Here is a 15526-nt window from a genome sequence, read left to right on the forward strand (position 1 = left end):
GGTGTTTTTAGTGGTCGGTCAGTCGGTCAGGTGCAAAACGAACGACTCATAGGGCCTTAAAGAAATCTGCCGGTTTGGCGGCGGACAGTCCGGGTAATTGCTGATGACCAAGCGTTGAGTCACTGCTGCGCTGAACACGTCATCCGTCAGCTCGATGTCGCACGGCGTGACATAGAAGTTGTTCAGTACCAGCAAACGTTCGCCATGGCCTTCACGCACATACGCCCAGATTTGCGGGTGCTCCGGCAGCAATTGCCGATAGACGCCATCGGACATCAGCGCTTCGCTGCGACGCAGGGCAATCAACTGACGGTAGTGATGCAGCACTGAGTCCGGGTCGTCGAGCTGGGTGGCTACGTTGATCTGCGCCGCGTTCGCCGGCACGCCAATCCAGGGTTCTGCGGCGCTGAACCCTGCATTCGGCTCGGCGTTCCAGTGCATCGGTGTACGGCCGTTGTCCCGGGATTTCTGCATGATTGCTGCCATGTTGTCGGCATCGGTCGCACCGGCTTCACGCTTGAGGCGGAAGATGTTCAGCGTTTCGACATCGCGGTACTGATCGATGTGATCAAACCCCGGATTGGTCATGCCCAGCTCTTCGCCCTGATACACAAACGGTGTGCCCTGAAGGAAGTGCAGCGCGGTACCAAGCATCTTCGCCGACACCACGCGATGCTCACCGTCATGGCCAAAACGCGAGACCACTCGCGGTTGGTCGTGGTTACACCAGAACAGTGCGTTCCAGCCACCGCCAGCCTGCATGCCGGACTGCCAGTCCGAGAGGATGCGCTTGAGTTCCAGGAAGTCGAAGTCGGCACGAATCCACTTCTGCAGGTTCGGGTAATCGACCTTCAGGTGATGGAAGTTGAAGGTCATCGACAGTTCTTTCGATTCCGGTTTCGAGTAGCGAATGCAATGTTCCAGGCTGGTGGAGGACATCTCGCCGACGTTGATCAGGTCGTGACCTTCGAAGACTTCGCGGTGCATTTGCTGCAAGTACTCATGCACGTTCGGGCCGTCGGTGTAGAAGCGTCGACCGTCGGTATTGTCTTCAGGGAAGTCCGCCGGTTTGGAGATCAGGTTGATCACATCCAGACGGAAACCACCCACGCCTTTATCGCGCCAGAAACGCATCATTTTGAAGACTTCGGCGCGCACCTTCGGGTTGTCCCAGTTCAGGTCGGCCTGGGTGTGATCGAACAGGTGCAGGAAGTACTGACCGGTCTGCGCCTCGTATTCCCAGGCGGAACCACCGAACTTGGATTCCCAGTTGTTCGGCTGATCGCGCCAGATATAGAAGTCGCGGTACGGGTTGTCGAGGCTGCTGCGGGCCTGCTGGAACCAGCTGTGTTCGATCGAGGTGTGGTTGACCACGATATCGAGCATCAGCTTGATCCCGCGCTTGCCCGCCTCGGCAATCAGCAACTCGCAATCGGCCATGGTCCCGTAGCTCGGGTCGATGGCGTAGTAATCGCTGATGTCGTAACCGTTGTCGCGCTGGGGTGAACGCAGGAACGGCGTGATCCACAGGCAATCGACACCCAGCCATTGCAGGTAATCGAGCTTGGCCACGACACCCAGCAAATCACCCGTGGGATTGCCGGCGTGGCTGTGAAAACTCTTCGGGTAGATCTGGTAGATCACCGAACGTTGCCAGTCTTGCATGGCGCTATTCCTTCCATTAATTGATGCGGTGACCGTTATGGCCCCTTCGCGGGCAAGCCTCGCTCCTACATTGGAATGCGTAACCTGTAGGAGCGAGGCTTGCCCGCGAATGCGATCTATCAAGCGACCCGATACCCCGGCCGGACAATCTTCATGCTCAACCCGCAGGTCAGAACAAACGGCACGACCATGGCAATGACCATCCCGATCACGAACACCGGGATGAACTGCGGAATGATCGAGATGAAACCGGGCAAGCCACCGACACCGATGGCTGAGGCCTGGACCTTGTTCAGCGACAGGAAGATGCAACCCAGGGCAGAGCCACACAGGGCCGCATAGAACGGAAACTTGTAGCGCAGGTTGACCCCGAACATGGCCGGCTCGGTGATGCCGAAATAGGCGGAAATCGCCGAGGTCGAGGCCATGCTTTTGTCTCGCACATTGCGGGTCATGTAGAACACCGCCAGTGCCGCGCTGCCCTGGGCGAGGTTGGACATGACGATCATCGGCCAGATGAACGTGCCGCCCTGGGTGGAAATCAGCTGCAAGTCGACCGCGAGGAACATGTGGTGCATGCCGGTGATCACCAGCGGCGCGTAGAGCAGCCCGAAAATCGCCCCGCCTACCATCGGCGCGAGGTCAAACAGCATGACCACGCCTTCGGTGATGAGAATCCCCAGATGCCGGGTCACCGGGCCGATCACGGCCAACGCCAACACGCCAGTGACAACGATGGTGGTAATCGGCACCACCAGCAACTGCACGGCGTTCGGCACCCGCGCCCGCAGCCACTTCTCGATGACGCTCATCACATAGGCCGCCAGCAGGATCGGCAGGATTTGTCCCTGGTAACCCACCTTCTCGATCTGGAACAGCCCGAGAATGTCGAAGTACGGCAGGCTCTGACCGTCCAGCCCGGCAACCGCTTTGCCGTAGTTCCAGGCGTTGAGCAGGTCCGGGTGAACCAGCATCAGGCCGAGCACGATGCCGAGGATTTCGCTGCCACCGAACCGCTTGGCCGCCGACCAGCCCACCAGCGCCGGGAGAAACACGAAAGACGTGTTGGCCATCAGGTTGATCAGGCTCCAGAGCCCGTCGAGTTTCGGGTAGGCGTCCAGCAGGGTCTGGCCTTCGATGAACATGCCTTTCGCACCGATCAGGTTGTTGATGCCCATCAACAACCCCGCAATGATCAACGCCGGCAGGATCGGCATGAACACGTCGGAAAACACCCGCACCAGACGCTGCATGGCGTTTATCTTGTCGGCACTTTTTTGTTTAACGTCGGCGATGGTTGAAGCGGCGAGACCCGTTTGACGGCGCAGTTCGGCGTACACCTTTTCAACCTCGCCGGGGCCGATGACCACCTGGAACAGGCCACCGGTGAAGAATGAGCCTTTCACAAGATCAACCTGATTCAGCGTGGCGCTGTCGACCAGGCTTGGGTCCTTGAGGGCCAGGCGCAGGCGTGTGACGCAGTGCGCAGCCTGCTCGAGATTATCGCTGCCACCGAGGCTTTGCAGCAGCTCGCTGGCGATGTTCGGATAGTCGTGGCTCATGCTTTTCTTCCGCTGTAGTTTTTTGTTTTTGGCAGCACGCCGAAGCGAAAAGTACTCGTCTGTACGAGTTAAAGCAACAACTCGTACAGACGAGTTTGATTTTGTTTATTCCGAACTGTGTAGTTGGCGATTTTTCCTACCTCACGAAACGATGAAACCCAAAGCCGCATGGACAAACCCCTACCCTGCCCTTAAGGTTCGAAACCTTGAGTACCTCGCGGCACAGAGCCATCCCCATGAGTAAATACAACCAGATCTACAGCGATCTGCTTGCCAGCATCACGACCGAACGTCTGGAACGCGGCGCACGGTTGCCTTCCGAAACCGAATTGATGGACAGCTATCAGGCCAGCCGCGGCACCGTGCGCAGGGCCATCGAGCAATTGCAGGAGCGCGGATTCGCCCAGAAAGTCCACGGTAAAGGCACTTTCGTGCTCTCCACCAACCCGATCGAATTCCAGTTGGGCGGCATCGTCAGCTTCCAGGAGACCTATCCGCGCCTGGGTAACGATGTCAGCACTGAGGTGGTCGAATTCACACAAATTCCCCTCGAGGGCCATTTGCTCGAGCACATCAAGGCTGAAGAAGGCAGCCTGATCACGCGGATCAAGCGCGTGCGGCGGATCGACGGCAAACGCGTGATCCTCGACATCAACCATTTCGTCAGCGACGTGATTCCCGGTTTGTCCCGCGACATCGCCGAGCAGTCGATCTACGCCTTCATCGAACAGACCCTGCAACTGCAAATCGCCTACGCCCAGCGCACCATCGAAGCGGTCCCCCGCAGCAAGGACGACCAACATCACCTGGACCTCGACGGCCAGAGCCATGTGATCGTGGTCAGCAACCAGACTTTCCTGCAGGACGGTCGGCAGTTCGAGTACACCGAATCAAGGCATACCCTCGACAAGTTCTACTTTTCGGATGTGGCACGGCGCTGACCCTACACGGTCACGAAAGGCATGTGGGCATAACTATGTAGTGCACTTGCCTTGAGCAAACAGGTCATCGTCATGGCCCATTTCTCAAGGAGCGAGAGCATGCCTGTTGATCAGAGTACCGAAGCGTTACCCAATGCTGCCGACAAGGAGCAGCTGAAAACGATTGCCCCCGTCGTTGTGACAGCCTGCCCGGGCTTGAAGGAAGAAGCCCACGCGGTCGCCAGCGAAATCCTGCAAAAACACGGCATCACCGGCATGGACCCGGATCAGGTCTGGTGGCACCGGTTCGATAACGTCTCGGCCAGCAGTACCAAGGCCTTTCTGAGTTGGGAGCATGCCCCCAAACCCTGTGAATCATTGACCCTGACGCAACTGGTCATCCAGGGATACCGCGTCACCGACCAAGACGACGCCCTCGAACTAAACAGTAACGGCGGGTTTTACACGGCAGATGCAAGCGCCAGCATCTTCAATGAAACCAACGAAGTGCGGATGTACCCCAGCAAGGTCCTCACGGACCTGTGGGACATGAACCTCAGTGAACGCTACCTGAATAAACTGAACACGTTCTGGGCAACTCATTTCGATGACTTCCGGACCCTGGCCAAATCCAACTACCTCAGCAAAGCCGTCGAGGCGCGGCAAAACGGTCAACTGGAAGAGGCGGATTTCCAGACGGTCGTAAGGGCCGTCGCCGGTGGCGCGGCCTGGCCAATCTCCCTGGCGACGCTGCGGACCCAAACCACTTCGCCTGAGGATCTTCGTGTCTGCGCGCTGGATGTTGCAGGGCATGTCGCCACCGATATTCTGCGCATCGTTGACCGCAACGGTCGGCAGATCACTTACGTTCCCGGCGCCGCAAAGGCCTTCCACGTGCATCCGACACTGACGGACATGCACTGGTGGATGTTGCTGCAAATGAATGAAGAGCAGCCACGCACCGAGTTCATGACTCATTTCCCGCTGTCGGTACGCAAGGAAGTCCACGACAACATCACCCCGCTGATGAACCAGCTGGTCGGCACCTGGGGAAAATACGACCACCACTTGATCAACCAGAAAAACATCACAATCAGCGGCGATGCCTTCACCTGGCAAAGCCGGGCGGTCCAGAGCACGATGCTGGAAGAGGCGGATCTGACGCTGGTGACCCACGGAGAAATGCGCAAACAACTTTGGCTGGGTTACCTGTCTGCCGGCCTGCATGTTTTTGGCCCCTTGGCGGTTCTGGGTTGGCCAATCGCGTTGCCGGTGATCGGCGCCAGCATCGCCGCGATGGGCTTGAACATCGACAAGGCGGTCAATGGCAAAACGGCGGCGCAGCGCAAGGCCGGCGTCATCGGTGCGGTGCTCGATGGCATCAATGCCCTGTTCAATATTCCGCTGCTCAAGGAGGTCAACGTATTGGATGAAGCCGGGGCCGCTGCTGAGGCGGCTGAAGCAGCCGAGATGGCGGATTTGTACAAGACGATCGATCCGGAAGAAACCGTCGCCACGCAAGACCATCAGGCGTCCGCAGAATCAGAGGAAGGCCCCCTGCAGCCGGGTGTGTTGCCTACCCTGCCAGATGAAACCGCGGAAGCTTTTGAAGTGCCAGAGCACTGGCAATGCAATGAAATCCTCGAAAACTACCCTGTGGCCACGAGCGGAAAATTTTGGGGTATCTACTCGCTGGACTCAAACCCTTCCACCGCCATCATGATGAACGATCAGGCTTACTACGTTCGCTACGAAGCCGACCTCAATGGTAGCGGTACGTGGGCGATCATTGACCCGGCCAACCCGCATGCCTCCACGGGATCAATTCCCGTGCGCCTGAATGGCGAGGGCGAATGGGAGCTGGCGCCGAAAGCCGGATTGAAAGGCGGCGGCAAAGGCCTCAGCAAGCCCGCTCCCGTTCCCGGTCCTTCCAGGCCGACGACTCATGCCCGGCCAAGGTCTGATTTTTTCAGGCATTTGACGAGATACGACGCTCCGAATGGACGTTCGCTGAACTTTCTGGCCCTGGGAAAGCCCGAAACCCATATAAAAGTCGTCGCCACGCCCGGCAGGGGCATCACAGGGATCACCCCCTATGAAGAGTATGTCGCCGGGCGTCGAGCGGTCCTGATCAGGGATGCAATCGGATTCCAGATCCCGAAGGACTTTTTTGCCTCGTTGCCCGCTCGGCCGGTTCAGCCCGTCATCACACCCTCCACCACCGTTACAGAACTCATCGAGGACATATTCAACTCGGCGCCCGGCCTTGTAGTCGGTGAAAGTCAGGATCGCATTGCCAGCATGCGGTTCCTGATCGAAAACATGCCGACGCTGGCGAAACAAGGCGTCAAGACGATCTACATGCATCGCCTGCTCAACGACTTCAATCAAGTCGACCTGAACGACTTCGCCGAAACCGGCGACATGCATGGCATGCTGGAGAAGTACCTGCAAAAACTGCCAGGCGATCCTGCGGGACAGTTCACCCCCCTTGAAGTCGTCAAGACGGCCCAACAGAACGGCATTCGAATCCAGGCTACCGATTGCCTGGCCAGCTATCGCTACACAGACCCGAACTTCCGCGCCATCTCACGGCAATCTGTCAGGACCTACTTCACCCATACCATCATGCAGGCCACTCAAGCCCGCAATGGCGGCGGCAAATGGGTGGTGCTCACCGACCAGGAGAGTACAAACACGTTCAGGGGAATGGCCGGCATCAGCGAAACCGAGGGAGGTATCGGTCTACGCATCGAAGAAGTGGGCCCTGAACAGAGTCTGCACCTCGACATCGACCATGGCATCGAAGTCGGCCGTGAAGTTACAGAGGCCGCGCCCCAGATGAGTGGCAATGTCGACACTCTGTATGCCGACATCAGCCTGCAGATGCCGACTCAGGTCATTCAGCGATCGCCCGAGCAAATCAATCAGCTGCTGTTCCGCCAAGGCATGTTCACCATTGAAAATTCGGAGGACACGTTGACGCTGATCCATCGCAGCCGGACCAACCAGATTGCGCGAACGATGATTGAGCGAACGATGGATGGCGGCTTTCTGATTAACCGTCCTGCCTGGACTGCCGTGCATCAGATCACCTACGCGAATCTGATCAACCTTGTCCACGCACTCAACCGCATGGGCCTCACCCTTGAAGGGCGCCTGCCCGCTGCAGTGGCCTGATCGCAAAAAGGCCCCGTGAACTTGCGCTCACGGGGCCTTTCAGGTGTTACGGACGATCAGTTGAAACCGGGATCATTCCCACTCAATCGTCGCTGGCGGCTTGCTCGACACGTCGTAGGTGACGCGGGAGATGCCTTCGATTTCGTTGATGATCCGGCCGCTGACGGTTTCCAGCAGTTCGTAAGGCAGGTGTGCCCAACGCGCGGTCATGAAGTCGATGGTTTCCACCGCACGCAGGGCCACGACCCAAGCGTAACGACGACCATCGCCCACAACGCCAACCGATTTCACTGGCTGGAACACCACGAAGGCCTGGCTGACTTTGTGGTACCAGTCGGCTTTGCGCAGTTCTTCGATGAAGATGTGGTCGGCGCGACGCAGCAGGTCGGCGTATTCCTTCTTCACTTCACCGAGGATGCGCACGCCCAGGCCCGGGCCCGGGAACGGGTGACGGTAGACCATGTCGTACGGCAGGCCGAGTTCCAGGCCCAGACGACGGACTTCGTCCTTGAACAGCTCGCGCAGGGGTTCAACCAGCTTGAGGTTCATTTCTTCCGGCAGGCCACCCACGTTGTGGTGCGACTTGATCACGTGAGCCTTGCCGCTTTTGGCGCCAGCCGACTCGATCACGTCCGGGTAGATGGTGCCTTGGGCGAGGTACTTGATGTTGTCCAGTTTGTTGGACTGGGCATCGAAGACGTCGATGAAGGTACGGCCGATGATCTTGCGTTTTTTCTCTGGGTCGGACTCGCCGGCCAGGTTGTTCAGGAACTGGTCTTCAGCGTTGGCGCGGATCACCTTGACGCCCATGTTCTCGGCGAACATGGCCATCACTTGCTCGCCTTCGTGCAGACGCAGCAGACCGTTGTCGACGAAGACGCAAGTCAGCTGGTCGCCGATGGCTTTGTGCAGGAGCGCGGCAACCACCGAGGAGTCAACGCCGCCGGACAGGCCGAGCAGTACGTTATCGGTGCCAACCTGGGCGCGAATGTTGGCGATGGCGTCTTCAGCAATCTTCGACGGCGTCCACAACGCTTCGCAGCCGCAGATGTCGAGGATGAAGCGCGACAGGATGCGACCGCCCTGCTTGGTGTGGGTCACTTCCGGGTGGAATTGCACGCCGTAGTAGCCGCGAGCATCGTCGAACATGCCGGCAATCGGGCAGCTCGGGGTGCTGGCCAGGATGTGGAATTCCTGTGGCATCTTGGTGACTTTGTCACCGTGGCTCATCCACACGTCGAGGCCGAACAGGCCGTCAGCGTCAATGTGGTCTTCGATGCCGTCGAGCAGGCGGCTTTTGCCGACCACGTCAACGCGGGCATAACCGAACTCACGCAGCTCGGAACCTTCGACCTTGCCACCCAGCTGTTCAGCCATGGTCTGCATGCCGTAGCAGATACCGAAGACCGGTACGCCCAGGTCGAACACCGCTTGCGGGCAGCGAGGGCTGTTGGCTTCGTGCACGGACTCGGGGCCGCCGGCGAGAATGACGCCTTTTGGAGCGAATTCGCGAATCGCGTCTTCATCCATATCGAACGGATGCAGTTCGCAATACACGCCGATTTCACGCACGCGGCGGGCAATCAGCTGGGTGTACTGGGAACCGAAATCGAGGATCAGGATGCGGTGAGCGTGAATGTCGAGGGCCATGATTCAGTCTCGTCTAGTAATTCAGAAACAGTCGTGATTCAGAAACAACTCGGGGCTGAATAAAACAGCCCCGGTTACTTAACGTTTGCTTGAAGCCTCAACCTACGCGGTAGTTTGGCGCTTCTTTGGTGATCTGTACGTCGTGAACGTGGGACTCGGCCATGCCGGCGCCGGTGATCCGCACGAACTCAGGCTTGGTGCGCATTTCTTCGATGTCGGCGCTGCCGGTGTAGCCCATCGAGGAACGCAGGCCGCCCATCAGTTGATGGATGATGGCGCTCAGGCTGCCCTTGTACGGAACACGCCCTTCGATGCCTTCCGGAACCAGCTTCTCGGCACCCGCGGACGAGTCCTGGAAGTAACGGTCGGAGGAACCCTGGGCCTGGGACATGGCGCCCAGCGAACCCATGCCGCGGTAAGCCTTGTACGAACGACCCTGGAACAGTTCGATCTCGCCCGGCGCTTCTTCAGTACCGGCGAACATCGAGCCCATCATCACGCAGGAAGCACCGGCAACGATGGCCTTGGACAGGTCACCGGAGAAACGGATGCCGCCGTCGGCGATCAACGGAACGCCAGTGCCTTCAAGGGCAGCGGCGACGTTGGCGATGGCACTGATTTGCGGGACGCCGACACCGGCGACGATACGGGTGGTGCAGATCGAGCCAGGGCCGATACCGACCTTGACCGCATCAGCGCCGGCTTCGGCCAGGGCCTTGGCGGCAGCGCCGGTGGCGATGTTGCCGCCGATGACCTGCACTTCAGGGAAATTCTGTTTGACCCAGCGAACGCGGTCGATCACGCCTTTGGAGTGACCGTGTGCGGTGTCGACCACCACCACGTCAACGCCAGCATTGACCAGGGCGGCGACGCGGTCACCGGTGTCTTTACCAGTACCGACGGCAGCGCCAACGCGCAGACGACCTTGATCGTCCTTGCTGGCCAGCGGGTAAGCCTTGGCTTTTTCGATATCGTTGACGGTCATCATGCCTTTGAGGGCAAATTTGTCGTCGACGATCAGCACGCGTTCGATGCGGTGTTTGTGCAACAGCTCGCGAACGTCGTTCTTGTCGGCGCCTTCCTTGACCGTGACCAGGCGCTCTTTCGGCGTCATCACTTCGCGGACAGTGGCTTCCAGACGATTTTCGAAACGCACGTCACGGGAAGTGACGATGCCGACCAGGTCGCCATTGTGCAAAACCGGAACGCCGGAGATGTTGTGCATGCGGGTCAGTTCGAACAGTTCACGAACCGTGGCTTCAGCCTCGATGGTGATCGGGTCCTTGACCACGCCGGCTTCGTAACGCTTGACCTTGCGAACTTCGGCAGCTTGCTGCTCGATGGTCATGTTCTTGTGGATGATGCCGATTCCACCTTCCTGAGCCATGGCGATTGCCAGACGGGCTTCAGTGACGGTGTCCATGGCGGCAGAAACCAGGGGAATATTCAGCTCGATGCCACGGGTTAGGCGGGTCTTGAGACTGACTTCGTTAGGAAGCACCTCGGAATAACCAGGCACTAGGAGAATGTCGTCGAATGTCAGAGCTTCTTGGCTGATACGCAGCATCGCGGGGGCTCCCGAGCGGGAAAATGGAAGCGCGCCATTATAGTCAGACACCCCCTCGGGTTCAATGTAAAACTCTGTCTATTATTAGCATTACTGATATACGGGGATTGTCGCTTCCTACAACTCGACTTTCACCCAACTGACGGGCTGATCCAGCCAATCGGCAAACTCATCGATAAAGCTCTGCTTGAACCCGGCCTCGGCCCAGTTGTTGAAGATGAACCCCAGGTTCGAGAAGCCGCACTCCTGCAGGAAAAGAAACCCGTTGATGTCGTCTTCATGCCCGCATTCCGGGCAAGTGAAGTTATCGGTGCGACCCGGCATCCACTCTTCCAGGCTTTCGAACAGTGCTTCGCCGACTTCCTTGCGGCACTCGGCGCAGCCCGCCTCCTCGAGAAAACCCTTGGCCGGCGTATAAATGCAGCGCTTGGTGATGATCTCCAGGCCATTGATCGGCTCGCCGAACGGCAGCGCTTCGGGATGCAACACCACGGCGCGGGCACCGTCGCCAATAGCGTGAGCCATGCGATTACCGGTGCGGCCGCAAGTGGTCAGCTCTTCCTTGATGATGTTCTTGCGCACCAGCCAGCGCACAACCGCCCGGGCCCGGGGTTCGTGCACCGGTAGCGTGGAGATTTTCGGGACGATGATGCTTTGCGAATTCATGGTGCAAGCCTACTGCGTCAATTGGATGTTTCTGCGGTGTTCTTACTGACGCCTTGGCGGGCAAGCCTCGCTCCTACAGGAAAAGTTGCGAACGACATAAATCCTGTAGGAGCGAGGCTTGCCCGCGAAGGCGTCGGAACGGCCCGCAGCTTAATCCCTGACGAAATCCGGTCAAGTGCTCAAATAACGCCCGATCAAGGCAATCCCGCTCGCCAGCACCAACCAGGTCACCAGCCGCACGAACGCCTCGCGGGACAATTTCATGGTCAACCACCGGCCGATCCACAGCCCCAATGCCATGGCCGGCAACAAACACACGGCCAATATCAATAAGGGTAGCTCGGCATAGACACCCGCGACGGCAAACAGGCTCAAACGCACCACGGTGCTGCAACTGATCAGCGCACTCTGGGTCGCCCGGGCCGTCTCTTTGGGCAGGCGACTGTTCAAGTAGATCGCATATAAAAAGCCGCCACTGCCAAACAACGCTCCGAACAGCCCGCCCACCGTGCCCATCGGCACGGCCCAACCGGCGGACAATTGCGTAGGGCGGGTTTTGACCCACAGGCTGTAAATCGCGTAGGCGCTGATGAACAGCCCCATCAACAGCAACAACACATCGGATTTAAGGTTCAGCAGAAAGATCACCCCCAACGTGCAGCCCACGGCCATGCAGGGCAGCAGACGCAGCAGCTCGGGTTTTGCCACATCCCGCCGCGACGGCAGCAGATTGCCAAAGGCTGCGACGAAATCCAGCAGCACCAGCAACGGCACGATCTTCGACAGCGGCATGAACAGAATCAGAATCGGCCCCGCCACCAACGCGGTGCCAAATCCGGCGATACCAAACACGATATAGGCCAGCGCGATGCCCAATCCGATCACCAGCCAATCCGTGGCGCCGAATGGCCATTGGGTCAACAACTCAAGCACATTCATCTGCACGGCTCCCTTGAATACCTGTGACGACTTTAGCCAGCGCCGAGTCTTGCGACTAATATCTTCAAAGCCACCCACCCATCTCAAAAAGGCATGTCTGGTGCTTTCAACCCGCCAATTGCGTTACTTCGTGGAAATCGCCGACTGCGGGAGTTTCAGCGCCGCGGCCGAACGACTGTTCATTGCTCAGTCGGCCCTGAGCCGGCAAATCAAGGACATGGAAACCCGGTTGCAAACGTTATTGTTCGAACGCACCGCACGCCAGCCCCGACTGACAGCGGCCGGTGAAGCCTTCTTGCCCCGGGCCAGAAACCTGCTGAACGAACTGGCCAAGGCCAGCGACATGGCCACTCAGGTCGGCAATGGAGAGCTCGGCACCTTGCGCCTCAGCCATTCCAGCACCGTGCCCATGAGCGGACGCCTGCTGCGAGGCATCAGCGACTATCTGGACCAACATGTCGGTGTGTCCATGGAAATCTCCAAGCTGTCTTCCGAAGCGCAACTTGAAGCGCTGGCTGACAATCGGCTGGACGTCGGACTGCTGCGTTTGCCGGTGCTGCGCCAGCGTGAAGGCGTGCAGATTGTTCCTTTATATAGCGAGCGTTTGTTGCTGGCGGTGCCGCCGAATCATCGACTGGCTGTGGATAACTCAGGGCAAGGCATCGATCTGGCGCAGTTAAAGGATGAAGCGTTTATCTCTATTCCTCATCCGCAGCGTGGCGGGTTGAGTTACCTGTCCGCCGAGTTGTGCATGCGCCAAGGATTTTTCCCGAAAGCGGCGCGGGTGGTGTCGCGCAAAACCACGCAACTTCAACTGATTCAGGCCGGGTTCGGCATTGCTCTGCTACCGGAATCGATGCAGGACATCGCGCCGCCCGACATCCACTTTCTGCCCCTGGCCGACCCGGATTGCCACAGCACCGTCGCCCTGGCCTGCCGGCAGAATCCCACGACGCTGGTCCAACACTTCATCAAAACCAGCACAGATCCCTGTGGGAGCGGGCTTGCTCGCGAAGGCGGTGTGTCAGTCGACATCAATGTTGAATGTTAATCCGCCTTCGCGAGCAAGCCCGCTCCCACTAGGGATTTGCGTTGGCTGATGGAGATTCGCATGCGAATGCCTTTAAACTGCGCCCCATGATTAAAGATCCCTTTGCAAGACTCGGTCTGGACCGTGAAGTCCTGACTGTCAGCCAGCTCAACGGCCGCGCGCGGGTGTTGCTCGAAGACGTGTTCAGCAACATCTGGGTCGAAGGCGAAATCTCCAACCTCGCCCGACCGGCGTCCGGCCATGTGTATTTCACCCTCAAGGACAGCGGCGCCCAGGTGCGTTGCGCGCTGTTTCGGCAGAACGCGGCGCGGGTTCGCCAAGCGCTGAAGGACGGCTTGGCGGTCAAGGTGCGCGGCAAGGTTTCGCTGTTCGAGGGACGTGGCGACTATCAGCTGATTCTCGACACCGTGGAGCCGGCCGGTGACGGCGCGCTGCGTCTGGCTTTCGATGCACTGAAGGAAAAACTCAGCGCCGAAGGCCTGTTCAGCGCCGAGCGCAAAGTGCCGTTGCCGGCGCATCCGCAGCGTATCGGCATTATCAGTTCGCCGACTGGCGCGGTGATTCGCGACATCATCAGTGTCTTTCGCCGCCGCGCACCGCAGGTCCAGCTGACGCTGATCCCGACCGCCGTACAGGGCCGCGAGGCGACCGAGCAGATCGTCCGCGCGCTGAAACTGGCGGACGGTCGCGGTTTCGATGCGCTGATCCTCGCCCGTGGCGGCGGCTCGCTGGAAGACCTCTGGTGTTTCAACGAAGAAGCCGTAGCCCGCGCCGTGGATGCCTGCGTGACACCGATTGTCAGCGCCGTCGGCCATGAAACCGACGTCTCGATCAGTGACTTCGTCGCCGACGTCCGCGCCCCGACGCCCTCCGCCGCCGCTGAATTGCTCGCACCGGATTCCAGCGACCTGGTGCGCCGGGTCGAAAGCCTGCACCGGCGCCTGGTGATGCGCATCCGCGACCGCTTGATGCGCGACCGGCTGCGCCTGGAAGGCATGTCCCGTCGCCTGCGCCACCCCGGCGAACGTCTGCGGCAGCAAGCGCAACGCCTGGACGACCTGGACATGCGCATGCGCCGCGCTTTCGAACGCAGCCTCAACACCCGCCGCGAACGACTGATCCGCCTGGAAACCCGCCTCGCCGGGCAACATCCGGGACGGCAACTGGCAATGCTCCGTCAGCGCCTGGACAGCTTCGCCGAGCGCCTGCCGCGGGCCATGCGCGAAGGGCTCAAATCCCGTCGCCTGCAACTGCAAAGTCAGGTGCAGACGCTGCAAGTGGTCAGCCCGCTGGCAACCCTCGCCCGTGGCTACAGCATTCTGCTGGATGAGCGCGGCAACGCGATCCGCAGCGCCGAGCAAACCCACACCGGTCAGCGCCTGAAAGCTAAACTGGGCGACGGCGAGCTGCACGTTCGGGTCGAAGACAATCACCTGACGCCTGTCACCCTTTCTTTACTGGATTGATCCATGCCGCGTTTTTTAGCTCCGCTGTTGTTGCTGTGCCTGACCTTCAACGCCCACGCCGACAGTTACATCACCCGCCTGCTGAACAAACCGGTGCCGGGTGGCGTTGCCGTCGTAGATCTGGGGGCTTCGGCCCAGGCGCCAAAAGCCAGTTACCAAGGCAAGCCGGTGCTGGTGGTCAAGGAACAGAGCAACTGGCTGGCGATTGTCGGCGTGCCATTGACCGTCAAGCCGGGCGCCCAGTCGATCAGCAGCGGCGGTCGTAATTTGAATTTCACGGTCGGCAACAAGAAATACCCGGAACAGCGCATCACCTTGAAAAACACCCAACAGGTCAATCCAGACCCGGACAATCTCAAGCGCATCGAGCGCGAACTGGCCGAGCAAATCGCCGCCTACCGCACGTTCAGTCCGAACACCCCGAGCAACCTGCTGCTGGACAAACCGGTCAACGGGCCGCTGTCGAGCAAGTTCGGTGTGCGCCGGTTCTTTAATGGCGAAGAGCGCAACCCCCACTCAGGCCTGGATTTCGCCGTGGGCGCCGGCACACCGATCAAGACCCCGGCGGCGGGCAAGGTGATCCTGATCGGCAACTACTTCTTCAATGGCAATACGGTGTTTGTCGATCATGGGCAGGGCTTTATCAGCATGTTCTGCCATATGTCGAAGATTGATGTGAAGGTCGGGCAGCAACTGGCTCGCGGCGGTGTGGTCGGGAAAGTCGGCGCCACCGGGCGGGCGACCGGGCCGCATATGCACTGGAACGTCAGCCTGAATGATGCGCGGGTGGATCCGGCGATTTTTATCGGTGCTTTCCAACCCTGAATCTTCTTTGAGGCGACTGGCCTGCTCGCGAAGAG

At 59.3% G+C, this 15526-nt stretch carries 11 protein-coding genes; 5 read left to right on the forward strand and 6 right to left on the reverse strand.

Annotation, left to right across the window (positions count from 1 at the left end; genetic code table 11):
- Positions 1–18 precede the first annotated feature (18 nt).
- Positions 19–1665 (reverse strand): alpha,alpha-phosphotrehalase, encoded by a 1647-nt coding sequence (gene treC / locus ACA068_RS23735; protein WP_497305209.1) that lies wholly within the window; start codon positions 1663–1665, stop codon positions 19–21.
- 119 nt (positions 1666–1784) lie between these two features.
- Positions 1785–3227, reverse strand: coding sequence for a PTS system trehalose-specific EIIBC component (gene treP / locus ACA068_RS23740; RefSeq protein ID WP_497305211.1), 1443 nt, complete (start codon positions 3225–3227; stop codon positions 1785–1787).
- A gap of 236 nt (positions 3228–3463) precedes the next feature.
- On the opposite strand from treP, the gene treR reads away from it, so the two are divergent.
- Together treR and ACA068_RS23750 are read left to right on the forward strand one after the other, a co-directional pair.
- Positions 3464–4168, forward strand: coding sequence for a trehalose operon repressor (treR, locus tag ACA068_RS23745; protein ID WP_497305213.1), 705 nt, complete (start codon positions 3464–3466; stop codon positions 4166–4168).
- Between the two features lie 99 nt (positions 4169–4267).
- Positions 4268–7327, forward strand: a complete 3060-nt coding sequence (locus ACA068_RS23750; protein WP_497310653.1) for a membrane-targeted effector domain-containing toxin — start codon at positions 4268–4270, stop codon at positions 7325–7327.
- 72 nt (positions 7328–7399) lie between these two features.
- Here ACA068_RS23750 and guaA read toward each other — a convergent pair whose 3' ends face one another.
- From guaA to ACA068_RS23770, 4 genes are all read right to left on the reverse strand, one after another.
- Positions 7400–8977 (reverse strand): glutamine-hydrolyzing GMP synthase, encoded by a 1578-nt coding sequence (guaA, locus tag ACA068_RS23755; protein ID WP_046054681.1) that lies wholly within the window; start codon positions 8975–8977, stop codon positions 7400–7402.
- 97 nt (positions 8978–9074) lie between these two features.
- Complete coding sequence (guaB, locus tag ACA068_RS23760) at positions 9075–10544, reverse strand: IMP dehydrogenase (RefSeq protein ID WP_150633824.1); 1470 nt, start codon at positions 10542–10544, stop codon at positions 9075–9077.
- 117 nt (positions 10545–10661) lie between these two features.
- Positions 10662–11210 (reverse strand): sugar ABC transporter ATPase, encoded by a 549-nt coding sequence (locus ACA068_RS23765; RefSeq protein ID WP_462046887.1) that lies wholly within the window; start codon positions 11208–11210, stop codon positions 10662–10664.
- A gap of 171 nt (positions 11211–11381) precedes the next feature.
- Positions 11382–12149 carry a sulfite exporter TauE/SafE family protein gene (locus ACA068_RS23770; RefSeq protein WP_497305214.1) on the reverse strand — a complete coding sequence of 256 codons (768 nt, stop codon included), beginning with the start codon at positions 12147–12149 and terminating at the stop codon, positions 11382–11384.
- Between the two features lie 100 nt (positions 12150–12249).
- On the opposite strand from ACA068_RS23770, the gene ACA068_RS23775 reads away from it, so the two are divergent.
- The 3 genes from ACA068_RS23775 (at position 12250) to ACA068_RS23785 (ending at position 15491) form a co-directional block, all read left to right on the forward strand.
- On the forward strand, positions 12250–13200 hold the full coding sequence (locus tag ACA068_RS23775) for a LysR family transcriptional regulator (RefSeq protein ID WP_497305216.1): 951 nt from the start codon (positions 12250–12252) through the stop codon (positions 13198–13200).
- 86 nt (positions 13201–13286) lie between these two features.
- Positions 13287–14666 carry an exodeoxyribonuclease VII large subunit gene (xseA, locus tag ACA068_RS23780; RefSeq protein ID WP_497305218.1) on the forward strand — a complete coding sequence of 460 codons (1380 nt, stop codon included), beginning with the start codon at positions 13287–13289 and terminating at the stop codon, positions 14664–14666.
- Positions 14667–14669: 3 nt separating this feature from the next.
- Positions 14670–15491 (forward strand): peptidoglycan DD-metalloendopeptidase family protein, encoded by an 822-nt coding sequence (locus ACA068_RS23785; RefSeq protein WP_497305220.1) that lies wholly within the window; start codon positions 14670–14672, stop codon positions 15489–15491.
- The last annotated feature ends 35 nt before the right edge of the window (positions 15492–15526 follow it).

The organism is Pseudomonas sp. LBUM1660 (assembly GCF_059695935.1).

Bases quoted from the DNA above. Each gene is read 5' to 3' on its own strand.
- treC (WP_497305209.1), bottom strand. From the start codon at position 1,665: ATGCAAGACTGGCAACGTTCGGTGATCTACCAGATCTACCCGAAGAGT.
- treP (WP_497305211.1), bottom strand. From the start codon at position 3,227: ATGAGCCACGACTATCCGAACATCGCCAGCGAGCTGCTGCAAAGCCTC.
- treR (WP_497305213.1), top strand. From the start codon at position 3,464: ATGAGTAAATACAACCAGATCTACAGCGATCTGCTTGCCAGCATCACG.
- ACA068_RS23750 (WP_497310653.1), top strand. From the start codon at position 4,268: ATGCCTGTTGATCAGAGTACCGAAGCGTTACCCAATGCTGCCGACAAG.
- guaA (WP_046054681.1), bottom strand. From the start codon at position 8,977: ATGGCCCTCGACATTCACGCTCACCGCATCCTGATCCTCGATTTCGGT.
- guaB (WP_150633824.1), bottom strand. From the start codon at position 10,544: ATGCTGCGTATCAGCCAAGAAGCTCTGACATTCGACGACATTCTCCTA.
- ACA068_RS23765 (WP_462046887.1), bottom strand. From the start codon at position 11,210: ATGAATTCGCAAAGCATCATCGTCCCGAAAATCTCCACGCTACCGGTG.
- ACA068_RS23770 (WP_497305214.1), bottom strand. From the start codon at position 12,149: ATGAATGTGCTTGAGTTGTTGACCCAATGGCCATTCGGCGCCACGGAT.
- xseA (WP_497305218.1), top strand. From the start codon at position 13,287: ATGATTAAAGATCCCTTTGCAAGACTCGGTCTGGACCGTGAAGTCCTG.
- ACA068_RS23785 (WP_497305220.1), top strand. From the start codon at position 14,670: ATGCCGCGTTTTTTAGCTCCGCTGTTGTTGCTGTGCCTGACCTTCAAC.